This is a genomic window from Haliscomenobacter sp., from assembly GCF_033763495.1.
Classification (GTDB): domain Bacteria; phylum Bacteroidota; class Bacteroidia; order Chitinophagales; family Saprospiraceae; genus Haliscomenobacter.
This window is the reverse complement of the sequence record NZ_JANRKL010000197.1, coordinates 23,353-46,019: the sequence shown is the minus strand read 5'-3', so window position 1 is coordinate 46,019 and position 22,667 is coordinate 23,353. Positions and strand designations below refer to the sequence as shown.

Here is a 22,667-nt window from a genome sequence, read left to right as displayed (position 1 = left end):
CCAGCCGCACAAATCGTTAAGAGCATCAGGACAGGGGTAATTTCATCCACAAACTTTGTAACTTTGTGCGACTCTTGTTGCGGACTAGGTGAATCAAACCGAGAAGCAACCGGGGGTCTAATCATGGAAAACCTATGGAAAGTATCAGCGAGTGGCTACGAACAATTGGGCGTTACATAGGCCAGGGGCTTGATCCGCTCTGGCAATCATTGCGCAGTGTGTTCATTTGGCCAATCACCTGGAAAGTTGCACTAGGCTACCTCACGGTTGGATTTGCAGGCATCGGCCTGGGTCTGGCTGTCCTCATTACCTTTGTAGCAGGTGGTTTTTTTGGCTACATTCCTCCCAAATCAGAGTTGCGTCAAGTGCGCAACAGCACCGCTTCCGAAGTCTATTCCCGCGACGAGGTGCTGATCGGCCGTTACTTCCTCACCAACCGGGTCAATGCCGAGTTGGATGAAATATCGGAAACCCTGGCCAACGCGCTCATTGCCACCGAAGATGCCCGCTTTATGAAACACAGTGGCATCGATTTGCGGGCTTTGTTTCGGGTATTGTTCCGTTCCTTAATCCTCAATGAAGAAGCTTCGGGTGGGGGGAGTACACTGAGTCAGCAATTGGCCAAAAACCTTTATCCACGACGCACTTACCGCGTTGCGACCATGCTCCTCAACAAAATCCGGGAGATGATCATCGCCCGCCGGATGGAGGATGTGTATACAAAAAAAGAATTGCTGGGCATGTACCTCAATACGGTGCCTTTCAGCGAAAACGTGTACGGCATCAAGGTGGCTGCACAACGTTTTTTCAATAAATCCCCTAAGGACCTCAAGATTGAAGAAGCCGCTATTCTGGTGGGCATGCTCAAAGCAACAACTTCCTACAATCCGCGCAAGAACACCGAAAAAGCCAAAGAGCGCCGTAACCTGGTACTGGAGCGCATGCACAAGTACAATTACCTTAGCGACGCAGAATTGGATTCTCTGGCAGGTTTGCCCATTCAATTGGAATACGACTCTTTAGATGTACAAAACGAAGGGCTAGCTACCTATTTCCGCGAGTTCATTCGGATGGAAATGGAAGGAGTGCTGAAAAATTTCAAAAAAGCCAACGGCGAACCTTATAATCACTATACTGACGGCCTGAAGATTTACACCACCATTGATGCACGTTTGCAAAGACATGCTGAGGATGCAGTGAACGAACAATTGCCCAAAATTCAACGTCGTTTCAACGGTGAGTGGAGCAACCAGGACCCCTGGGAAGAGCCCGAAAATTTTCGTAAAATCCTGGAAGCCAATCCGATTTACCAAGCTTGGAAAGCCAAAGGCTACTCCCATCAGGGCATTGTAAACCGAATGAGCGAAAAATACCCAATGGAGTTGTTTGATTGGAAAAATGGCTCGATTCGCCGGGAAATGAGCCAGATCGACTCCATCAAATATTACTTGCATCAATTGAATACCGGCTTAATTGCCGCCGATCCTGAAACCGGCGCCATTCGAGCTTGGGTAGGCGGCTTCGACCATCAATTTGTTAAGTACGACCACGTCAAATCGCGGCGCCAGGTTGGTTCTACTTTCAAACCCATACTGTATGCTCAAGCGGTAGAAAGTGGGATGGACCCTTGTAAGTACTTCCCCAACCAGCCCAAAATGTACCCTGAGTACGAAAACTGGCAGCCCAAAAACTCGGACAATAGTTACGGCGGTGGTTACTCCCTGGAAGGTGCCCTGACCAAATCGGTCAACACCGTTTCGGTGCAAATCATCATGGAAACGGGCATCAACCCTGTGCGCAAACTGGCTGCCGACCTGGGCATCAAAACCAAAGTACCTTATGCCCCTTCGATCGCTTTGGGCACCTTGGAAACCTCTCTGATGGAAATGGTGCAAGCCTACTCGGCTTTTGTCAACCGTGGCATCAAGCGACCTTTTTATTTCATCGAACGAATTGAAACTGCTGATGGCGAATTGATCGCCCAATTTGGTCCCAATAAAAATGTAGAGCCCGAAAAAAGGGTACTTTCTGAACGTACCTCCGACATCATGCTCAAAATGATGCGCTCGGTTACCTCAGGAGGAACAGCCTCCAGTGTACGCTGGAAGTTTGGCATCAATAGTGATTTTGCGGGCAAAACAGGAACAACCCAAAACCAATCCGATGGTTGGTTCATTGGCCTTACCCAAAAACTGGTGGCTGGCGTTTGGGTTGGCGGGGAAAGCCCCTTTATTCACTTCAAAAGTTTGGACTCGGGCCAAGGCGCTGCAACTGCGCTCCCCATCTGGGGTTCCTTCATGAAGCGGGTGTACGAAGATCCAAAATTCAGCTCCTGGAAGGATGCAAAAATGGCAGAATTGCCCGACTCGGTAAAGTATCGTATCAGTTGCGCCCACCGCATTTGGTATCCAACCGATTCTCTTTTGCTGGATAGTTTAGCACGTGCAAAGGCCGAACTGGAACAATTCAGAGCTGACAGCATCGAGATTGAGTCGAACCAGGGACTTTCGCCAGAAGAGAAAAGGGAACAGCGCCGCAAACGTAGGGAACAGCGACAACAGGAAAAAATGCTCAAGAAGGAGGAAGAAGAAGAAGGGGGCAACGGAGAAAACGACGAGAATTAGTCGTCTTTGAAAAATACTTTATAAAAATGGGTTTGAGGCACTACCTCAAACCCATTTTTATTACAAAGTCACTCAAAAAAGTGCCCTTAGGATCCAGCTGGTGCCGTACTTCTTTCCATTTTTCCGACATCGGATAATGCTCTTTGATAAAGTCCCTGCACCCGTAGATGTAATCGTTCACTTTTCCCCAATGCGGCACCCCATTGTGCTTATTAACGATGTATTCCTGGGTGTACTGCATGATTTCTGCTCTTCCTTGCACATCCTCCAGGGTAGGGAAGTCTACAAACATCTTGGGTCCTGTAAAACACGGAGATAAATAGGCTTTGGATTGTTGTACAAACCGAACTGGAATGTGGGAGGTTTGGTATAAGCCATGTTCATTGCAGCAATTTTTTAAGTGATCGCAGGCTCCATCAATGATGTCAACCAGTTTTTTGTAATCAACATCAAATGAAAATTCAGAACTGATGCCATGTTTGCGCAGCGCCACCCCACTTTGGTAAAGCACCTTGTAGCTTTTCCCTACAAACAGGGGGTCACTGGTAAATTTGATGGCGTTATTGATAGAAGCTGGGGCACCACTGATTTTGCGGTTCAAAGAACGAACTACCAGCCAGGAGAACAACCTAAGATTGCCACCAATACCGCCCATCCAGTTTCTGGTGCGCGCCATTAGGCCCCGTTCTGGTGGGCGTTCATTCCACTTGTATTTTTTTTGCACCACGAAGGCGCATAAACGTGTTTGCTTGCGTAATTTTTTGTAATACGTTTTATATGGATTTACTCGAAAAGAGACAAAGTCGTATTGCTCCTCCACCAATTTTTTGAAATAACCGTTCAATAGTTGAGGTTTCAATTCGGTATCCCAATCCACATAAGTGCGGTTTTCTTTGATCCAATACCTGGGACTTACTTCAAATACCAATTCGTAAATAAGTCCCATGGCACCGAGGCCAAGCACCACGCTGTAAAACAATTCATCCTTTTGAACCAGCTCAACCTTGATCGCATCATTTTTGCGCGCCTCCTCAAATTTCGCCTTATCCGTGATCCCATTTGTTGGTTCGTATTGGGTGATTTTTCCACCCGTACCAATGATGACAATGGACCTGACCATATCAGGAAAAGCAGGTTGATGAATCCCGGTTCCATGTGTGCCCGTAGATAAAGCCCCGGATACAGTTTGCCAATCAAAAGCCCCCATGTTGTCGAGGGCCAGGCCCATTTTATCCAGTGCCCTGTTCAAACATTTGATCCGAATACCGGCCTGAGCTTTTACAAAATGGCGCACCTCGCCGTCTTCTTTGGTGCGCAAACCTTCTGGAGAAAGTGCTTCCTCGTATTTACCACAGGCATTCAGGCGAAACATTTCGACAAAATAATCCTTCCGGGCCGGTTCTGCGACCTGGGAAAAGGAATGCCCTGCACCTACCGCCCTTACCCTGCGCCCTTTTGACTCGGCATCTTGAATGATGGCAATAATGTCCTCTTTTGAGCCTGGTTTGAAGGTAAGCTCTGGTGTAGCCTCTACATTGCTGGTGGCATTGCGCCAGGTTTTATCGAAAAAAGAGATAAAACTCAAAGGGTCTTTTATTGTTTTCATGGTTGGCCGATGAAGTTTCTAATATTTTGGCTTTCAGCCTGGTAAGTCAGATGAGCATACTCACTAATCGCACGAAGTAATTTGTCCTCACGAACGTCAATGGCCAATTTTTTTTCTTTGCGGAGTGCCCGCGGCGCATTGGGTGACTTGTAGTTGACATTGATGCGCAGGTATTGATCCTTGGCAAACACTTGATTGAGGTAGTACTGGGTGGCTACCATTTTGGTTTCGATGACCATCGGGGCCAGGTGATTCACCCAGCGGGCCAACCCCCAATTCCCTTTCCCAATTTCTTTACTTGAGATGAACGATTTTTCGTCAGAACCACAACCCAGGGAAAGGATTTTTACATCAGCCAAGTCAGCGCCCAGGCCGCCGTTTTCTGACTTACCCAGGGCATAGAACAAACCGACCAAGGCGGGGTCATTGGCATAATTTCCTCCTTCGACAAAGCCGTCGTAAATCGGCAAATTCATGATCGCAGCTGAGGTTTTTAAGGCTACATCGACCAGGGGCTCTTCGGCATACTGCTCTTCCCGATTGTTGTAAACCACCACTTTAAAGGCTTTCATTTGTCCATCAGGCAGCTTTGGATTCAATTCCAGTGTAGGAATCAAAAACACTGGAGCCTTGATGTTTTTTTCCAATAGGCTTGAGTCGATTTGCCCTAAGGTTTTGGTTTCCCCAAATTTTTTTTCCAGCAAGGCTTTTAAATTGGTATTGCGGTATTTGGGGGCAAAAAGATTGAGGAAGTTCCATACGCCTCGAACCCAGGTTCTTGGCAAAATGTATTTGGCCCGGTGTAGATATACTTCAGCGATGTCTTTGGCATCCATACCTGCAGCAAGGGCGGTTGCAATGATCCCCCCCGTAGCCGAGCCTACAATGACGTCGAATAACTCAGGGATTTTTTTCCCAGTCTCCTTTTCGAGGCAATCCAGCAAAGTTGCAGGAAAAAGGCCACGGGTTCCACCCCCATCAATTGATAATATTTTTATGGTTTTTGACATGACTTGGCTTGGTTTTAGGTGTTAGTTTATGCTTTGAGGTTTATTCAGTTTTTGTTGGATAAAATTCAACAATTCAGGGTCCGTTTGGGCCTGAGCCAAAATCCGGTTGCGTACCTCCTGATTTCCATTGAGGGCTTCCCGAAAAAGCTCAAGGGTCCGATCGCTGTAGTTCGCATATTGGTTTTTTTTGAGGTATTCTCCTTTGTTCTCTTTTAAAACAGTGTTTAGATTGCTTCGTACCTGGCGTGCGTCAGCTTCACTGCTGATCACATTGCGTACCCGATCGTATTCGGCCTGGTTGGAAATTTGGTCAATCCCTTTGGTCAATACCACCGACAATTCCTTATATTGCTGCAATTGGCGCCGTTTCCAAAAAGCATAAACAACAATCAGAAAAATCACCACACCAAGGCCAATCAAACCATAGACCAGCCTGTTGATGGTTGAACGCAAACTTTTCATTTGTTGATCAGCCTTTTTATTCGCGTCATCAAGTATATCGTCAATTTTGGTGGTAATGCTCACCAAAGCTCCCCCTTGAGCGATACTATCCAATGCTGTATTTAGCACGAAGCCCAGTTGCGCCGCAGTTTTCGCCCCCAACAATTCGTCGCGAAGCGCCGCTAAATCATTCCGTAGTTTTTGATTGGCCGGGCTTAAGTCAAGGCTGTTTAAGTCCTTTTCCAGGCCAGATATGACCGTTGAAAGTAGCCCCCCCAGTTGCCTTTGCAGGAGCTTGAACTTGGTAGTATCACTTACCGTACTGGTCAAAATAGAATCAAGGGCAAAGGCAAGTCGTTTTTGCAAGGCATTCAATCTGATGCCATCCAGTTCCTGATTGACCAAAGTGTCCAAACCTTGTAACAAACCCTTGAGGACTTGATCGGTTTTGAGGGCGTTGAGATCAATTCCTGAGATGAGGCCATTGCCTGCTGCCCGAGTCAGATTCTTGATATTAGTGGTATCTATATTGCCCAGGGTTTTATTGAGGTTCTTGGACAAGGCACAAGCATTCAGGCCGAATAAAACCAGGACCAGGTAGACCATGGACCAAATAGGAGAAGAAGTACGACTTTTTTGTTTTAGGTTCATCTGTGTAAAGGTTTAGTCAGTAGTTAAAATAAAATTCCTTATATCAGTAATTTATACAATTCCTTTTACCCGCATTTCCGGGTGATAATACAATGAAATCCATTCATTGGCGCAAGCATTAATTACGTGAATCAAAAAGGCCGCGTAAAAGTTCCCGGTGTGGTAACTAATGAGCGAAAGGATGATGGAAAAAACCACTGCCCCCACCATCATGGTCCGCCCCTGATCAGCATGGGCAAGGGTGTACAAAATGACATTGATGGCAAGGGCCCACAGCCAACCAAATTCAGCAATACAAGGGAAAAGCAAAAAGCCCCTGAAAAAAAACTCGTAAGCAAACAAATAAATGATCCAGCTCAGGGTGTTCAATACCACCAAAGACCAGGTCCAATGTTTGGCCCGAATTTTAGGGTTCTGCCAAAGATTCTCCTTGCTCCGTCCAATGAATAACATCAGTACAGGAAGTACAATGGCAGCAATCAAAACCCACTTTTTGCCCACCGGACCCAGTGTAAACCCAATGCCAACTTCGATGGGGGAAAAATTGAGCCAATGCAAGGCAACCCAATAACTGAGTGCACCCAGAAACAAAAAACCGGAAAGCCGATAAGAGAAATACTCCACAATCCGATTGAGGGGACGGCAAAAGTCCTTGTGGAAAAGAACCTGATGCAAGAAATGCCAGGCCAGATAAATGATAACCACGCTAAATAGCAGGTATATCGGGTTGGTGTTCATAATACTGAGGTTTGTACAAAGTTATGCATATGACATTTATAATGCACCAAAAATTGTATAAGACCTCGATTTTTTTTAATAACAACTAGAATAGGGATGGGAATGACGAATTTTTCGAGTGACGAATGACGAATTTTGCACATTGCCCCCAAAATTTGTTTGTAAGTTCAAATAAATGTAAGCAAAGTCTAGCGCTTCAAAAAATACCAGGTGCTACCACCCTATTCGTCATTCGTCATTCGAAAAATTCGTCATTCGAAAAACTCCTCACTTGACCCCGCTCTCCAACAACCTCAGCGTCTTCGCCTCCGTATCCAGCTCTGCCATCACCCCAAGTGGCAAGGTGCATTGCTGCGAAACATGGCCAAAAGAAAGCCCATAGGCTGCTGGCACCGGGATATCTGCCAAACGATCAATTACGGTATCTTTTAGAGACAAAGAATTTTCGCCCTCATCCGGGTTACATCCATCAAAAATGCCCAGGGCAAAACCAGCAGCCTGATGAAAACTGGCCGACTGCCGCAATTGGGTCAACATCCGATCCACCCGGTAAGGGCGTTCTTCGATGTCTTCCAAAAAAACCAGTTTATTTGTCGCATCCAGTTCAAATTCTGTACCCGCCATCGCGGCCAGGAGAGAGAGGTTCCCCCCTTGTAATTCGCCTTGGACCCGCCCACTGCGCAGGGTGAAATACTTATACAAATCATCTTTTGGCTCCAGGTAAGCTTCAGCCAGTGGAATGGTATGTGGGGAAAGCCCTTCCATCACTACGGCTCTAAAATGTTCTACCGAATAGGGATTAAACGTGGAAGATGCCACCGGGCCATGAAACCCGATCAGGCCAGCACGTTGCAAGAACGCCAGATGCAAGGCAGTAATATCACTGTACCCTATGAATACCTTGGGGTTTTTACGAATTAAGGGATAATCAATGTACGGCAAAAGCCGGGTGCAACCATAACCACCCCGGGCACACCAGACTGCTTTGACCTCAGGGTTGGCGAAAGCCGCGTGTAAATCTTCCAGGCGTTGTGCGTCGGTACCAGCAACAAAGCCGTACTTTGCCCGTAGGTTTTTGCCCGGTGCGATCCTTAATCCCAGTGCTTCCAGGTTTTTTACCGCTTTTTCCAAACTGGAATCTGGAATGTAACTTCCCGGCGTGATCAGGGCCACCAAATCGCCTTCTTTCAACCGACGGGGTTTGAGTAAAGCTGGCCGTTCGGGGCGACGATTGCTCTTTTGACCATTCATAACAAATGGCAAAAAAGAGCCCAAAGCTAAATTACGGGTAAAAAATCGGCGATTCATAGCGCTTGTTTTTAAGCATTCCTATCGCAATATTGTTATTTTTGCTTTGAGTGGCAAATAAAATTTCAAATCTATACTTACACAGATCCATGAGTGAATTTCGCCCCTGGCTGAAAAAATACCCACACGGGGTTCCGGCCAATATCAACACTGAGGAGTACGCAACAGTGGTCGACTTACTGGAAAAAGCTTTTAAGAAGTACGCTAAAAATACTGCTTTTACCTGCATGGGCAAGTCGATGACCTATGAACAAATCGACCGTTACTCCCGCGATTTCGGAGCCTATTTATTGTCCAGAGGCGTGGAGCCCGGCGAAAAAATAGCCATCATGATGCCCAATTTGTTGCAATACCCCATTGCACTTTTCGGCGCCATGCGGGCGGGATTGGTAGTGGTCAATACCAATCCATTGTACACCCCCCGGGAAATGGAACACCAGTTCAAAGACTCTGGGGCAACTGCTATCATCATCGCCGAAAACTTTGCGGCCAACCTGCAAAAGATTTTACCCAATACAGCCATCAAAACGGTCATCACCACCAGCATTGGCGAACTCCTGGGGTTTCCCAAAAAAGTAGTGGTCAACTTTGTGGTGCGCAACCTGAAGCGGATGGTGCCCAAATACGAAATCCTCAATACCGTTTCGTTTACGGAAGCCCTGACCCAGGGGAAAAAATTTCAAATTCCACCACATGTGGGCAAACCCGACGATGTAGCCGTACTGCAATACACAGGGGGCACCACCGGGGTTTCCAAAGGTGCAATGTTGACCAATGGCAACCTCGTAGCCAATATGCTGCAGGTGGCAGCCTGGTGCAAGCCCTTTTTTAAAGAAGGCGAAGAGATCGCGCTTTGCCCTTTGCCGATGTACCACATCTTTGCGTTTACAGTCAACGTGTTGTCGATTATGAGTATTGGCGGGCAAAATGTGCTGGTGACCAATGCGCGGGATATTCCTTCGGTGGTCAAAGCCCTGCAATCACACCCAATTACCTTGATCACCGGGGTCAATACTCTTTTTAATGCCTTGACCAACAACGCGGAATTCCTGAAACTCGACTTTAGCAAACTCAAAGTAAGCGCCGGAGGTGGTATGGCCGTGCAAAAAGCGGTAGCCGAAAATTGGCAAAAAGTAACTGGTTGTTACCTGGCCGAAGGATACGGGATGACCGAGTCTTCACCTGTTGCAACCAGCAACCCTTATGACGGTTCGGGAAAAATTGGATCCATCGGTATCCCCCTGCCCTCCACTGATCTGCGCATTGTGGATGATCAGGGCAACGTGGTGGGACCCAACCAGATCGGCGAAATCCAGATCAAAGGCCCCCAGGTCATGAAAGGCTACTACAATAATCCCGAAGAAACGGCCAAAACCATTGTTGATGGTTGGTTGCTTACTGGCGATATTGGTTTGATGCACGAAGATGGATATTTCCAGATCGTCGACCGCAAAAAGGACATGATTCTTGTATCGGGCTTCAATGTATTTCCCAATGAGGTGGAGGATGTTATTGCGGCCCACCCCAAGGTCTTGGAGGTAGCGGCTGTCGGCGTTGAAGATGCAAAATCGGGTGAAGCCGTCAAAGTATTCATTGTCAAAAAAGACAAATCACTCAGCAAGGATGAGATCGTTGCCTATTGCAAAGAAAACTTGACGGCGTATAAAGTGCCTCGTTTGGTAGAATTTCGGGACGAGTTGCCCAAAACAAATGTGGGGAAAATTTTGCGTCGTGCATTAAAAGATGCCTGATAAGGGCCCCTTATAAACCAAAAACCATGAACCGATTGACCCTATTTCTTTGGAGCTGCTGCTGGCTTACTCCACTTGTGTTGTTGTCGCAAATCACGGGTAGTGATGGAAAATTGCTGCGGATTGATTCGTATCGGAATTACACCAAGCTTGATTCTGCTGTATTTCAACGGGTGCAATACGATTACCCCATTCCAACCCAACGCATCGAAACAACTTATCAGTTTGAAGCAGGATTATGGGTACCGCAAATCCGTTTCAATTATACTTTTGATGCTATGGGGCGAACGATCGGAAACATTTTAGAACGTTACAACCCTGGTGCCAAAGTTTTTTACCCTCAAATTCGAACCCAAAATTTTCCCAGGGGCAACTCCCTTAGCCAGATTGATTCAATATTAACTTACAATTGGTCCGACAGCCAGCAAGCCTGGGAATTGTCGATTGCTCAAAGGAATCGTTTTAACGCACAAAATCAGCTGATTGAAACCATAACTTCTATTGCCTTTTCAGGGCAGAGTTTTCGCAACCGCGATCTGAATTTTTATGATGCCACAGGCAACAATACCAGGATCGAAAATTACACTTTTCTCAATGGGCAATATACTCGTACAGGTTTTTCTGTGCAAATTTTTGATAATCAACAGCTGCGCAGTAGTACCCGTTATGCACCTGTTCCGCCAGCCGATTCAGTGCCACTGAGCAGGCTCCTCATTACCTACACGCCCAATAAACTCATCAGTAGTACGGAAGGATTTATCTGGGATATTGCAGCCAAAGCATGGAAAAAAAACAACAACACGGTTTACACCTACAATGCTGAACAACAAGTCCAATCACAAGTGACTACATTGAGTACTGCAGCGGAGGAGCAAATAAGCCGGACCGATTTTTTTTATACGGTCAATGGGAAGATTGCACGCGAGGAAAGTTATCAAGGCAGTGGAAGCCCCATCGAATGGAGCCTGGATAGCAAGAAGTTTTATTTCTACGACATGGCTTCTTCCTTGCGTGACCCCGCCCTTGCTCCAAAGTTGTTTAAAATTAGCCCCAATCCCAGTGCGGATGAAGTCCGTTTGGACTTGCCTTTGGGCGCCAGTTTCCAGGTCTTCAACGCCAGTGGGCAATTACAGGCGTCGGGTGTCATGAATGGTCAAAAGGCCCTGGATATTCGTGACTGGAACAGTGGGATGTATTGGGTACTGGCGCGGAAAGGAACTGAGGTTTTGCTGGGAAAAATCTTCAAACCCTAATTAAGGTGCCCCTTAGGTGCCTTAGGATTCTTAGGTGGTGAAAAAGAAAAAATCTTTCACCACCTAAGAATCCTAAGGCACTCAAGGGGCACCTTAGAAGTTATATCGGGTTTATTTTTTATCTACTTTAATCCTTTGCTCCCGATTCGCCAACTCCCAGGCGGTATGAAACACCAAATTTCCAATCTTAACCATTTTGTCAAAATTGATTTTGTCCGGTGTATCGCTGGTACGGTGGTAATCCGGGTGTACGCCATTGAAGTAAAAGATGGCCGGAATGCCATTTTTGGCAAAATTGTAATGATCCGAACGGTAGTAATAGCGGTTGGGATCTTTTTCGTCGTTGTATTTGTAATCCAGGGTCAACTTGGTGTAAGTTGAGTTGGCTGTTTCGTTGATTTGGTGCAATTCCGAACTCAAGCGATCGGCACCAATCACGTAGATGTAGTCGGGATTGTCCTTGTGCTCATCGTCTACCCGGCCTACCATGTCCACATTGACGTTGGCTACCGTTTTGGCCAATGGGAAAATGGGGAATTGCGCGTAGTACTGCGATCCCAACAAGCCCTTTTCTTCACCCGATACCAGCATGCACAACACGCTGCGCCGTGGGCCTACTCCGGCCTTTTTTGCCTCCACCATGGCCTGGCAAATTTCAAGAACAGTGGAAGTCCCGGAGGCGTTGTCGTCAGCCCCCGGATACATGTCATCGCCGCGTTTGCCCAAGTGATCGTAGTGCGCAGTAACTACCACGTATTCGTCCTTGAGTTTTGGGTCAGTGCCTTCTATGAAGCCCAATACATTGGCGCCTTTGAGTTGGCTGTAATTTTTTTCAGCGATGATGTTCACTGCACACTTGAATTCCACGTTGCGCGGTTTGCCTTTGCTTTCAATTTTGTCGCGGGCGCTGGTAATTTTCCCCACCATTTTGCCAAACATACTTTTGGCCAAATCCGTGGTGATGAAGTAATTGGGGGCAAAATTGTTTTCCGGGTCTTCGTCCTTGGCCATATCCATGCGCGAATTGAGGATGGCTTTGCGCGCTTCGGCTACATTTTCCTTGAATTTGCGGTCAATGATAAATAGGGCCGCAGCACCATTGGCTTTGGCAGCACGGGCTTTTTTACGCCAATCACTTGCCCACTCGGAAGCAGTGCTGGTACCAGTAATCGTGGACTTCCCAGCTTTCATGGGCTCGCCATCGTATGCCACTACCAGTTTGCCTTTTACGTTGACACCCTTGTAGTCGCTGTATTCAGGCGCGTCAATTCCAAAGCCCAAGAAGATGGCATCTTCAAATTTGGCATCAAATTGTTTAGGATTGGTAGCAGGGTAAGTATAATAATCCCAAAGGTGGCGCAGGTCTTTATCGGCGTCTTTCATCTCGATTTTGCGCCAGCTTTGATTCGTAAAAGTGATGGACTGGAAATAGCCGCCATTTTCACCTATTGTGGGCAAACCCCAGGACTTCATTTGTGCAGCAATGTAATCGGCTGCACGGCGCTGGCCTTCCGTACCTGTTTCTCGTCCTTCAAATTCAGCAGAGGTGAGTTTGAACAAATGTTGGCGTAAGTCATCCGCGCTGATGGTATTGGCAAAACGTTGAGCGTTCTGATCCATTTGTGCCCGCAGGGCTATGCCCAAAAGCAAGAGCAAACTGAGAACAAGTGGTTTTTTCATACTACTTTTAATTGAGTACAGTTTTGATTAGTACGGTTGAGCCGGCGTATGCCGTTGAAAGTGAACAATCGGTGATTGTTGGAACGAAGATAGGGATTTGTAAGCATTTTAGAGGAATTGGTACTGATGTGACCTCAACTGGACAAGTTATTGATCTGGAGTCACTTTTTCTAATCCTCCTCTTCCCCCTCCACCACAATTCCATATTTTTCCAAACGCCGATACAGGGCAAAGCGGGTGATGCCCAGCGACCTCGCCACTTTGGACAATTTATTTTGGTGGAAAGCCAGGGCACGTTTAATCATTTCCAATTCCATTTCCTCCAGGGTCATGCTGCCTACCTCAGGAAATTTGGTGCTGCTTTTCGTGCTAGAGCTTTGTGGTTGAAGGTTTTTTTGGAAATTGGCAATCCCTAGTTCGTCTCCAGTACTCAACAAAACGCTGCATTCAACCAGGTTTTTTAGTTGCCGGATATTACCAGGCAAAGGTAGGTTTTTTAGCCACTGTAGCGCCTCTTTGTTGACATACAAGTTGGGGCGCTGGTAAAGGGCTTTGAGGTTGTTGACAAAAAAATTGGCCAGCGCTGGAATGTCCCCGGGGCGCTCGCGAAGTGCGGGCAGTTTGACTGTTATGAGGTTGATGCGGTAAAAAAGGTCTTCGCGAAAAGTACCTTGTGCCACCATTTCTTCCAGGTTGCGGTTGGTGGCACAAACGATGCGAACATCCACCGTTTTGCTGCGGCTACTCCCCAAGGGCTCAAAAGTGCGGTCTTGCAGCACCCGCAGGAGTTTGACCTGACTGGCCAAGTCCAGATCACCAATTTCATCCAAAAAAATACTGCCCTTGTGGGCCATTTCAAATCGACCAATTCGGTCCGTTTTGGCATCAGTAAAGGCACCACGCACATGGCCAAAGAGCTCACTTTCAAATAAACTGGATGAGATCCCACCCAAATTGACTTTGACAAAAGGCGCCTTGCTGCGCTTGCTGTTGAGGTGTACCGCTTCGGCGATGAGTTCTTTCCCGGCCCCACTTTCTCCGGTAATCAGTACTGGGGCATCAGTTGGTGCTACCCGGCCAATCGATTCAAGCAGCTCCAACAATTGGGGATCTTCACCCACAATGTTTTCAAAATGGAATTGTTCGTCCAGACGTTTGCGATTGGGCGATTGGGCCTTGGATTGCGCCAAATTAAGGATGGTACGTACCGACTGCAACAAGGCCTCATTTTGCCAGGGTTTGGTCAGGAAATCCGCCGCACCAATTTTCATCCCTTCTACGGCCAGTTCAATAGTTCCCCAGCCAGTGAGTAAAATGACTGGCAATTGGGGCTGCAAGGTTTTGATTTTCTGGAGTGTATCCAAACCTTCGGTTCCCACCGTTTCAATGGAAAAATTCATGTCCAGAATGGCCAGTTGGGGCGTGTGTTTTTTCAAAAAAGCCAATGCTTCTTGAGGAGAGCTGGTAGCATGTACTTCGAAGCCCTCTTGTTGAAACAGGAGTGAAAGAGAAGTTTGAATCGCGTGATCGTCGTCAATCAGAAGGATCAAGGTGGATCAGGATTTAAAGATGAGTACAGGAATATTGACTTCTTCGATGATTTCGTGTGCCAGGCCACTGCGGAAAATGCGGTCCCAAAAACCTTTGCGGTGGGCCGTCAGGGCAATGAGGTCAGCTTTTACTTCCTGCATGTAGTTCTCGAGATGGTCCATGATGTCTTCACCTTCCAGGATGGAAAAACCCACTTGGCGGTCTTCATTGTCCTCTTCCAGCGCCCGCATTATCTTTTCCATTTGTTGTTTGACCCAGGCTTTTTCGGCAGGGTCATCATTAACATGGACGAGGTGCAAATGAGCATTCAAGGCCTGGCACCAGGCCACCATTTTTTCAATGGAAGCCAAATTGGCTACATCAAAATCCGTGGCGTAGACTACACTCTGAATCGGTGCAAATTTGGTTCCAGGAGGCGTCATCAATACTGGAGCTTCGGAAAAATTGATCATCTTCGCAGCCAGCCCACCAAAAATTCGGCCAGCCAGTCCCATGCGATTGCGCATCCCCATGATGATGAGGTCTGCATCATATTGCTTGGTGAGCGCTTCTATGCTATCCCACAATCCACCTCCCGCAATTACACCTCGAATGGGCAATTTTTTATCGGCGGGAGTGGTATTGGCCTGGATGAATTGCCTCAATTTTTGCAACTCTTCAATTTGCTCTTTGTCTTCGATTTCCGTCAGGTCCCCCGCGTCTTCCTGGACTGCAAAGTCAGCACCGTCTTTGATATGGGCAATGTACAAGTCGTTGTGTAAATGGCGGGTTAGGTGCAGGCCGTATAAAAAAGGCTGAGCACTATTGAGGTGATAATCCGTAAGACATAAAATGGAGTCCATTGAAAAGGGTCTTTTATTCTGCTTTTTCAGCGCTTCGACTTCGCTCAGTGGCTCCCTCAACTTCCCGGATTGAATCTTTTACTTCTTCCCGGCGCTGCTGCAAAACTTCAGGCAAAGAAGGAAGAATACCTGCTGCCAGAGAAAGTGCAATCACGGCAAGTGATAGCCATTCCGGTAAATCAATATGGTGCACCAAAAACATCTTAATGCCCACAAAAGCAAGGATAACCACGAGGCTGTAACGCAAGTACTGAAACTTGTCGAGCATAGAAGCCAAAACGAAATACAAAGAACGCAGCCCTAAGATAGCAAAAATATTGGATGTAAATACCAGAAATGGATCGGTGGTAATGGCAAAGATGGCCGGAATACTGTCGAAGGCAAAAAGGATATCCGTCGTTTCAACCACTAAAAGGGCAATAAACAAAGGGGTTGCCGCTGTAGCGCCGCCAATTTTCACAAAAAACTTTTGATCATGAAAACGATCCGTAACTGGAAAAAAACGTTTGGCCAAAGCCACCAGAGGATTTTTATCGACCTCTACATCTTCATCGTGATCCTTTTGGCGCAACATCCGATAAGCCGTGTACAAAAGAATACCCCCGAAAATATAGGTAATCCAGCTAAAGCGATGCAAAAGAGCAGCACCAATCACAATCATGAGGCCTCTGAATAGCACAGCACCGATGATCCCCCAAAACAATACCCGGTGTTGGTATTTCTGAGGAATCCGAAAGTACGTAAAAATGACCGCGATAACAAAGATGTTGTCGATGCTCAGGGATTGTTCTACCAAATAACCAGTCAGGTAGGTAATAACCGCTTTTTCACCCGAAAATGGAGCACCATTTTCATGAACCCAGTGGTTTTCGTAAGCGAAGTAAATGAAGATGCTAAATAAAAGGGAAAAAGAAACCCACACACCCGTCCAACGAAAAGCTTCTTTGGCGCTGATGTTGTGTGCGTCTTTATTAAAAACGCCCAAATCCAGAGCGAGTAAGGCTGCAACTAAAACCAAAAAGCCAATCCAGATTAACATAATTTCAAATTCTGTTGATGGTAAAGCAAATGCCAGGCTAAGGTGTGATAAAAAAAAGGGGCCATTTTAATCTCACTACTAAATTAATGATAGTGGTTTTTCCATTCAATGATTTCTTCCGAAATACAAAGTCTTCATTCAACATCCTAAAGAGAGCAGGAGTTCAGGGAAAAAAAGAAGGGCAATCGAATGGATTGCCCTTTTGGTCGAAATTATGAGGTCGGAAGCGGATTTGAACCGCTGTACGAGGTTTTGCAGACCTCTGCCTAGCCGCTCGGCCACCCGACCCTGTCGTCGTCAAAACGCGCGATTGCGCTTTGGAGATGCAAAGATAGGTGAACTAGAAATGCTGTGCAAGTACTTGTGAGAAAAAATGAAAAGTTAATTGTAAAAAGCTTCCTTACACGGCACTGAATGCCCCGACTTTCGCCATTTCTTGCTGCAGGTTCAGGTAATTACTTTCCGAAAGGGGCACCAATGGAATCCGCACCTCCTTACTGCACAAGCCCAAAATTTCCATACCTGCTTTCACCCCTACTGGATTGTTTTCGATGTACAACCAGGGATGGATGTCCAGTAATTCTGCATTCAGACGGGCAGCAGTGACAAAATCACCTTCCAGCGCGCTGCGGACCATCGAAGAAAATTGGGCCGGATACATATTGGCGATCACCGAAATGGCCCCATCGCCCCCACAGGACATCATGGGTACGGTAAGTGGATCGTCCCCAGAAATGACGGCAAAATGCTCGGGGCGGTGTTTGAGGATTTTCATGGCTTGCTCCAAATTGCCAGAGGCTTCTTTTACCCCCGCAAATTTGTCGCTACTTTCCGCCAGGCGGATGATGGTTTCGGGTTTGACGTTGCTACACGTGCGTCCCGGGACGTTGTAAATGATAATCGGCACTGGTGAAATCCCGGCGATCTGCATGTAATGCTGGAAAATTCCCTCCTGTGGCGGTTTACTGTACGCCGGGCTGCTCGACATGATGGCGTCGAAGCCTTCCAGATTGTAATTGCGGATCTTTTCTACCAGTGCCTCCGTAAAATTGCTGCCGAACAGACCAGCAACCAGCGGCTTGCGCCCCTTCACCACTTTGATGGTAAAATCAAATACCTCCCGACATTCCTTGCTGCTGAGCGTGATCGCCTCTCCAGTGGTGCCCAGCGACACAAGGTAGTCGACGCCCCCTTGGATGACATGCTCAATGATGGTTTCGAGGGCATCATAATCTACTGCTTTGTTGCGAAAAGGGGTAATCAGTGCTACACCCGTTCCTCTAAACTTTGCTAGCCCCATGTTTGATATTTGTCTTGGTCAACAACTGCTCCATCTCGCGGATGAAGTCCATCACACTATTTTTATTGCGTACATCGATCATCAGATCGTAGCAGTAAATGTTATTGGTACTCGGGCCGATTTTGAGGTGGGCATTGGCCAGGGCAGAAATGTACTCCACATGCTGATTGGTCAGGGGGTTGAGGGTGATCAGGATATCATAAGCACCTTGCAAAAAGCTTTCTACACTTTTCCCCCCCGGGCGCAGCGCCCAGTCGATGTTTTTCCGGTTGAAATACCCAAAGGTAAAGTCGGGGCTTTCCTGTTTGCTGTCAAAAAAGCCGAGGAGTTTTACCTTTTTGCCCAGTTTGCTCAGCTTTTCGGCGTAACTGAGGGCGGTTTGCCGCTTATCGTTGTCGGTGGCGTCAAAAATGAGGCCAACGGTTTGAGCTTCTTCAAAATTCACCCTTTTGCGCTGCTGTACTTTTTGCAGTTGCAGTTTGCTTTTGAGGGTGTTGTTGCGAAAGTAGTTTTGAATATTGCGAATGATGTCCATTGTTTTTGCTTTGTAACGCAGAGAAATCAACCTCCCGATTTTGCGTCATACTTTGCTGGGCTTACTTTTCGTCCGTTTTTACGGGTTCATCGACGTATTCATATTCGCCCATGTTGGAGTATTTGTCTACCCGTGCGTCGATGAGTTCGTCAATTGTCATGGTTTTGAGCTCTGCTAAAGACTTTAAAATGGCGTTCTTCAGAATCTGCGCCATTTCTTCCGGCGCAGAATGGGCTCCACCAATAGGCTCTGGAATGATGCCATCCACCAGGCCATTGGCGTACATGTTTTCTGCCGTCAATTTGAGGGCCTCCGCAGCTTGTTCTTTGTAGTCCCAGGTGCGCCAAAGGATGGTGGAGCAGTTTTCCGGGGAAATTACCGAATACCAGGAGTTTTCCAGCATGAACACTTTATCACCCAATCCGATTCCAATGGCACCGCCCGATGCACCTTCCCCGATGATCACACAAATGATCTGGGTTTTGAGCTGGGCCATTTCAAAAAGGTTGCGGGCAATCGCTTCAGCTTGTCCTCGTTCTTCAGCTTCCAAACCCGGGAAAGCCCCCGGAGTATCGATCAGGGTAATAACCGGAAAACCAAAACGTTCAGCTATTTTCATCAGGCGCAGCGCCTTGCGGTACCCATCGGGGTTGGCCATCCCAAAGTTGCGGTATTGCCGCATTTTGGTGTTGGTCCCTTTTTGGTGCCCCAGGATCACCACGGTTTGGCCATCAATTTCGGCCAGACCGCCTACAATGGCTTTGTCGTCCTTTACATAGCGGTCACCGTGCAACTCGATGAACTTGTTGCACATTTCCTTGATGTAAAATAAGGTATAGGGCCGCTCCGGGTGGCGCGAAAGCTGCACGCGCTGCCAGCCCGTAAGGTTGTCATACAGTTCCTTGCGCTTGTCGGAAATCTTGGTCTCCAGGGCTTTTATCGACTCTGAAACGTCGATTTCTCCGCTAGCGCCGATTTCCTTGAGCTTTTCCAGTTGCTCGTATAATACTTCCAACGGCTTTTCAAACTCCAAAAAGACCATAGCTGTGCAATTAGATTAGAGGGGCAAAATTAACAATTACCTGTATCGAAAATGGAAAGCGCAGTTTTTTTTTATTTTTTGATGAAAATGAGTTGCAAGTTAGCGGAACTCATTTTACATTTGCAGCCACGCTAGCGAAAAGCGCCTGCGTGCGTTCCAGAGGTGCCAGATTTGCCGCCTCTGTTACTATATAAAAGTTTCGATCTATCGGGCAACCGCAAGGCTGCCCAAACATGGTTCGGTAGTTCAGTTGGTTAGAATACCTGCCTGTCACGCAGGGGGTCGCGGGTTCGAGTCCCGTCCGGACCGCAAATAGATCGAAACGAAAAAATACCGTTGGTTCGGTAGTTCAGTTGGTTAGAATACCTGCCTGTCACGCAGGGGGTCGCGGGTTCGAGTCCCGTCCGGACCGCAAAAAAGCTCAGCAAGTTGCTGGGCTTTTTTTGTTTAGGGCAAAATGTATTTGAAGAGTTCAATATTTTTATTTCGTTCGTGTAACGCCAACCCTTTTTAGCATTATATTTTCGTCGCATTACTCATTCCAACTAAAATCTAGTGGTATGAAAACTATTTCCCTGTTTTTCCTTGCATTATTTGCTTCTTCTTTATTTGCTCAAACCAATATTCAGATAGTAACCAGGGACTTATTGCCCCGGAAAATTGATAAGGTAGAGTTCTTCGATTTGAGCCAAAAAGAGTTTTACACCTTCCCTTATCAAGATACCATCAATGTTACGTTTTTTAAGGACCATGCAGATTGCTACAATATTCGCTATCATGTTGGAGGGAAAATATTGAGTCAACAAATGTGGTTGGATGTCGCAAACATTGTCATTAAAGGGCACCTGGATACCCAACGCTTGGTCATTGATACAGTCATCAATGCTCCTTTATATTACGAGGTGCTCGATTTTGGAAAGCAAATTGCTGCTTTGTACAAAACAAAAGACACCACCCGTTTAAATGAATTTTTGTTGGAGTCCGTGCAAAAAAACATTCAAAATCCTTTCTCCTTGATAGCTGCCGACCACTTTGTTCGTGCCAATCAAAATTCAAAATTAAATCTCTTAAAATTAAAACCTTATCTGGAAAAGCAGGGCGATCAATTCAGCTGGTTTTTATTTTACCGTTCACTGGAGCGGATCGACAAAATTCTGGCTATTCAGCAACCCCAATTAGAAAATTATTCTTGTATCGACCCTAAGGGAAAAAAAGGGAGCCTTGCCCTGACTTCGGCAGACTATACGGTACTAGACATGTGGTTTTTGGCTTGTCCTCCCTGTGTTCAGCAGCATCAGGAAATTAAGGAAAAACTGCCACTGTTGAAACAACATAACATTGAAATGATTGGTATTTCCACAGACCTAAACCAAAAAAAATGGCAGACCTATCTTCGCCAACACGAGTACGATTGGCTTAATTATCGGGAAGACGGAACTCAAAAACTTACCAAAGATTTGGGTATTTTTGGTTATCCCACTTATGTCATTCTGGACAAGACTGGAAAAATTGTGGGGTATTACAATGATTTCCAGTCTGTGTTAAAGTTTTTGAACTTGAGCTAAACCTTTATTTGGAAAATGTTGGGCATCCCCCTCAAATCACATTCGCCTGCACAAATCCCGCCTTCTCCGGATAATCCGTCGTATAATGCAAGCCGCGGCTTTCCTTGCGCAGCCTCGCCGAACGCGTAATCAAATACGCAATGGTGATCAAATTCCGCAATTCACACAATTGTGGGCTGATCGTAGTGGTATTGTAAATTTCTTCTGTTTCGTGGTACAGCAACTCCAGGCGATCGAGAGCCCGTTTGAGGCGCACATTGGAGCGTACGATGCCCACGTAACTGCTCATGATCTCTTTGAGTTCTTTGATGCTCTGGGTGATGAGCACCATTTCTTTGGGGTCGGTGGTGCCCCCGGCGTTCCAGTCGGGGATACCTTTTTGGATGCTCCACTGGTCAATTTTGGGCAAAACATCCGCGGCAATGCGGTGAGCAAAAACCATCGCCTCCAGGAGTGAATTGGAAGCCAGGCGATTGGCCCCGTGTAAGCCAGTGGAAGTACACTCCCCTACTGCGTACATGCGCTGAATGGTGGTTTGCCCCAAATCGTCTACCTTGATCCCCCCACACATGTAATGGCAAGCCGGAGCTACCGGAATCATGTCCTTCATGGGATCGATGCCGATGCTTTTGCACTTGTCGTAGATGGTGGGAAAATGGGCAATGAAATCTTCCGGATTGAGGTGCCGACAGTCGAGGTACATGCAGTCTTCGCCCCGAATTTTCATTTCGTTGTCGATGGCCCGTGCTACGATATCGCGAGGAGCGAGGGACTTGCGTTCGTCGTATTTGTGCATGAATTCCTCCCCCTCTTTGCTTTTGAGGATGCCGCCGAATCCACGCACGGCCTCTGAAACCAAAAACACCGGATTGTCTCCACCCGGATTATACAAGGAAGTCGGGTGAAATTGCACAAACTCCATGTTTTCCGTCCAGCCCTTGGCCCGATAAGCCATTGCGATTCCATCACCAGAAGCAATGACTGGATTGGTCGTCGCCCGGTACACCTGCCCGGCGCCACCCGTAGCCACCACGGTCACCCTTGCCAGAATGGTTTCGATGACGTTGTTTTTTTTGTTCAGGGCATAGGTGCCATAACACTGGATGTCCTGCTTGAGGCGGGTAACCGAATGCCCCAGGTGGTGTTGGGTAATCAGGTCGATGGCAAAATAGTGCTCGTAAATGGTGACGTTGGGAAATTCATCGGTTTTGGCCATGACGGCCCGTTGCATCTCCCAACCGGTGAGGTCTTTGTAATGCAGAATGCGTTTTTCGGAGTGGCCTCCTTCCCGCGCTAGGTCATATTCCCCGGCGTCGTTCTTTTTTTTATCAAATCTGGCCCCCCAATCGATGATGTCTTGGACCCGATCGGGCCCTTCTGAAACCACGATGTCGACTATTTTTTCATCACACAATCCGTCGCCGGCATCCAGGGTATCCTCCTTGTGCTTGGTATAGGAGTCCACCTCCACATCCCATACTGCGGCCACTCCGCCCTGGGCATAGCGGGTATTGCTCTCGCCCTCAATGGTTTTGGTAAGTACAGTGATGGATAGATCAGGGCGTGCTTCGGCAATTTTGATGGCAGTGCTTAAGCCACCGATGCCGGAGCCAATGATAAGAACGTCGGTTTCGATCATGTGTATGAAATTGGTTGAACTACTAACGAAAACAGCCAGCTCGTATTTGAGTTGCAGGGCCAAGATCGAAAAAAAATCGGAAGATGAAAATT

The 22,667-nt window shown here is 47.0% G+C and carries 17 protein-coding genes and 3 tRNA genes; 6 read left to right on the top strand and 14 right to left on the bottom strand.

Going from position 1 to position 22,667, the window contains the following annotated elements:
- Positions 1 to 134: 134 nt before the first annotated feature.
- On the top strand, positions 135 to 2,624 hold the full coding sequence (locus SFV55_RS22905) for a penicillin-binding protein 1A (RefSeq protein ID WP_320031889.1): 2,490 nt from the start codon (positions 135 to 137) through the stop codon (positions 2,622 to 2,624).
- Between the two features lie 40 nt (positions 2,625 to 2,664).
- Here the strand turns inward: SFV55_RS22905 and SFV55_RS22900 are convergent, their stop codons facing one another.
- From SFV55_RS22900 to SFV55_RS22880, 5 genes are all read right to left on the bottom strand, one after another.
- Complete coding sequence (locus SFV55_RS22900; RefSeq protein WP_320031888.1) at positions 2,665 to 4,230, bottom strand: FAD-binding protein; 1,566 nt, start codon at positions 4,228 to 4,230, stop codon at positions 2,665 to 2,667.
- Positions 4,227 to 5,240, bottom strand: coding sequence for a patatin-like phospholipase family protein (locus SFV55_RS22895; protein ID WP_320031887.1), 1,014 nt, complete (start codon positions 5,238 to 5,240; stop codon positions 4,227 to 4,229). Before SFV55_RS22895 ends, SFV55_RS22900 begins: the two co-directional genes overlap by 4 nt.
- 21 nt (positions 5,241 to 5,261) lie before the next feature.
- A complete protein-coding gene (locus SFV55_RS22890) occupies positions 5,262 to 6,332 on the bottom strand; it encodes a hypothetical protein (RefSeq protein ID WP_320031886.1) in 1,071 nt (356 codons plus the stop codon).
- A 51-nt stretch (positions 6,333 to 6,383) separates the two neighbouring features.
- Positions 6,384 to 7,070, bottom strand: coding sequence for a CPBP family intramembrane glutamic endopeptidase (locus tag SFV55_RS22885; protein ID WP_320031885.1), 687 nt, complete (start codon positions 7,068 to 7,070; stop codon positions 6,384 to 6,386).
- Positions 7,071 to 7,337: 267 nt separating this feature from the next.
- Positions 7,338 to 8,378, bottom strand: a complete 1,041-nt coding sequence (locus SFV55_RS22880; protein WP_320031884.1) for an LD-carboxypeptidase — start codon at positions 8,376 to 8,378, stop codon at positions 7,338 to 7,340.
- An 89-nt stretch (positions 8,379 to 8,467) separates the two neighbouring features.
- On the opposite strand from SFV55_RS22880, the gene SFV55_RS22875 reads away from it, so the two are divergent.
- Positions 8,468 to 10,129 (top strand): AMP-binding protein, encoded by a 1,662-nt coding sequence (locus SFV55_RS22875; protein WP_320031883.1) that lies wholly within the window; start codon positions 8,468 to 8,470, stop codon positions 10,127 to 10,129.
- 26 nt (positions 10,130 to 10,155) lie between these two features.
- Positions 10,156 to 11,382 carry a T9SS type A sorting domain-containing protein gene (locus SFV55_RS22870; protein ID WP_320031882.1) on the top strand — a complete coding sequence of 409 codons (1,227 nt, stop codon included), beginning with the start codon at positions 10,156 to 10,158 and terminating at the stop codon, positions 11,380 to 11,382.
- 111 nt (positions 11,383 to 11,493) lie between these two features.
- On the opposite strand, the gene SFV55_RS22865 is transcribed toward SFV55_RS22870, so the two are convergent.
- The 8 genes from SFV55_RS22865 to SFV55_RS22830 form a co-directional block, all read right to left on the bottom strand.
- Positions 11,494 to 13,062 carry a M28 family peptidase gene (locus SFV55_RS22865; RefSeq protein WP_320031881.1) on the bottom strand — a complete coding sequence of 523 codons (1,569 nt, stop codon included), beginning with the start codon at positions 13,060 to 13,062 and terminating at the stop codon, positions 11,494 to 11,496.
- Between the two features lie 170 nt (positions 13,063 to 13,232).
- The gene (locus SFV55_RS22860) at positions 13,233 to 14,612 is read right to left on the bottom strand and encodes a sigma-54 dependent transcriptional regulator (protein ID WP_320031880.1); all 1,380 of its coding nucleotides are present in this window, start codon (positions 14,610 to 14,612) and stop codon (positions 13,233 to 13,235) included.
- 6 nt (positions 14,613 to 14,618) lie between these two features.
- A complete protein-coding gene (locus SFV55_RS22855; RefSeq protein ID WP_320031879.1) occupies positions 14,619 to 15,455 on the bottom strand; it encodes a universal stress protein in 837 nt (278 codons plus the stop codon).
- 13 nt (positions 15,456 to 15,468) lie between these two features.
- The gene (locus tag SFV55_RS22850; RefSeq protein ID WP_320031878.1) at positions 15,469 to 16,494 is read right to left on the bottom strand and encodes a TerC family protein; all 1,026 of its coding nucleotides are present in this window, start codon (positions 16,492 to 16,494) and stop codon (positions 15,469 to 15,471) included.
- A 217-nt stretch (positions 16,495 to 16,711) separates the two neighbouring features.
- Positions 16,712 to 16,782: transfer RNA gene (locus tag SFV55_RS22845), tRNA-Cys, on the bottom strand.
- A 112-nt stretch (positions 16,783 to 16,894) separates the two neighbouring features.
- A complete protein-coding gene (gene dapA / locus SFV55_RS22840; protein ID WP_320031877.1) occupies positions 16,895 to 17,794 on the bottom strand; it encodes a 4-hydroxy-tetrahydrodipicolinate synthase in 900 nt (299 codons plus the stop codon).
- Entirely contained in the window at positions 17,775 to 18,329 is a 555-nt protein-coding gene (locus tag SFV55_RS22835; RefSeq protein WP_320031876.1) for a DUF6913 domain-containing protein, read from the bottom strand. The genes dapA and SFV55_RS22835 overlap by 20 nt, the downstream gene beginning before the upstream one ends.
- A gap of 61 nt (positions 18,330 to 18,390) precedes the next feature.
- Positions 18,391 to 19,371: an acetyl-CoA carboxylase carboxyltransferase subunit alpha gene (locus SFV55_RS22830; RefSeq protein WP_320031875.1), complete on the bottom strand. Its 981-nt coding sequence runs from the start codon at positions 19,369 to 19,371 to the stop codon at positions 18,391 to 18,393.
- A gap of 235 nt (positions 19,372 to 19,606) precedes the next feature.
- Between SFV55_RS22830 and SFV55_RS22825 the strand changes: the two genes are divergently transcribed.
- From SFV55_RS22825 to SFV55_RS22815, 3 genes are all read left to right on the top strand, one after another.
- Positions 19,607 to 19,680, top strand: a tRNA-Asp gene (locus tag SFV55_RS22825).
- A 29-nt stretch (positions 19,681 to 19,709) separates the two neighbouring features.
- Positions 19,710 to 19,783: transfer RNA gene (locus SFV55_RS22820), tRNA-Asp, on the top strand.
- 148 nt (positions 19,784 to 19,931) lie between these two features.
- Entirely contained in the window at positions 19,932 to 20,936 is a 1,005-nt protein-coding gene (locus tag SFV55_RS22815; RefSeq protein ID WP_320031874.1) for a TlpA disulfide reductase family protein, read from the top strand.
- A 31-nt stretch (positions 20,937 to 20,967) separates the two neighbouring features.
- Here the strand turns inward: SFV55_RS22815 and nadB are convergent, their stop codons facing one another.
- Positions 20,968 to 22,575, bottom strand: a complete 1,608-nt coding sequence (gene nadB / locus SFV55_RS22810) for an L-aspartate oxidase (protein WP_320031873.1) — start codon at positions 22,573 to 22,575, stop codon at positions 20,968 to 20,970.
- Positions 22,576 to 22,667: the final 92 nt, after the last annotated feature.

Excerpts from the sequence above, each read along its gene's own strand:
- SFV55_RS22850 (WP_320031878.1), bottom strand. The coding sequence starts at position 16,494 with ATGTTAATCTGGATTGGCTTTTTGGTTTTAGTTGCAGCCTTACTCGCT.
- SFV55_RS22830 (WP_320031875.1), bottom strand. The coding sequence starts at position 19,371 with ATGGTCTTTTTGGAGTTTGAAAAGCCGTTGGAAGTATTATACGAGCAA.
- SFV55_RS22885 (WP_320031885.1), bottom strand. The coding sequence starts at position 7,070 with ATGAACACCAACCCGATATACCTGCTATTTAGCGTGGTTATCATTTAT.
- SFV55_RS22900 (WP_320031888.1), bottom strand. The coding sequence starts at position 4,230 with ATGAAAACAATAAAAGACCCTTTGAGTTTTATCTCTTTTTTCGATAAA.
- dapA (WP_320031877.1), bottom strand. The coding sequence starts at position 17,794 with ATGGGGCTAGCAAAGTTTAGAGGAACGGGTGTAGCACTGATTACCCCT.
- SFV55_RS22890 (WP_320031886.1), bottom strand. The coding sequence starts at position 6,332 with ATGAACCTAAAACAAAAAAGTCGTACTTCTTCTCCTATTTGGTCCATG.
- SFV55_RS22880 (WP_320031884.1), bottom strand. The coding sequence starts at position 8,378 with ATGAATCGCCGATTTTTTACCCGTAATTTAGCTTTGGGCTCTTTTTTG.
- nadB (WP_320031873.1), bottom strand. The coding sequence starts at position 22,575 with ATGATCGAAACCGACGTTCTTATCATTGGCTCCGGCATCGGTGGCTTA.
- SFV55_RS22855 (WP_320031879.1), bottom strand. The coding sequence starts at position 15,455 with ATGGACTCCATTTTATGTCTTACGGATTATCACCTCAATAGTGCTCAG.
- SFV55_RS22835 (WP_320031876.1), bottom strand. The coding sequence starts at position 18,329 with ATGGACATCATTCGCAATATTCAAAACTACTTTCGCAACAACACCCTC.
- SFV55_RS22815 (WP_320031874.1), top strand. The coding sequence starts at position 19,932 with ATGAAAACTATTTCCCTGTTTTTCCTTGCATTATTTGCTTCTTCTTTA.
- SFV55_RS22865 (WP_320031881.1), bottom strand. The coding sequence starts at position 13,062 with ATGAAAAAACCACTTGTTCTCAGTTTGCTCTTGCTTTTGGGCATAGCC.
- SFV55_RS22870 (WP_320031882.1), top strand. The coding sequence starts at position 10,156 with ATGAACCGATTGACCCTATTTCTTTGGAGCTGCTGCTGGCTTACTCCA.
- SFV55_RS22875 (WP_320031883.1), top strand. The coding sequence starts at position 8,468 with ATGAGTGAATTTCGCCCCTGGCTGAAAAAATACCCACACGGGGTTCCG.
- SFV55_RS22905 (WP_320031889.1), top strand. The coding sequence starts at position 135 with ATGGAAAGTATCAGCGAGTGGCTACGAACAATTGGGCGTTACATAGGC.
- SFV55_RS22895 (WP_320031887.1), bottom strand. The coding sequence starts at position 5,240 with ATGTCAAAAACCATAAAAATATTATCAATTGATGGGGGTGGAACCCGT.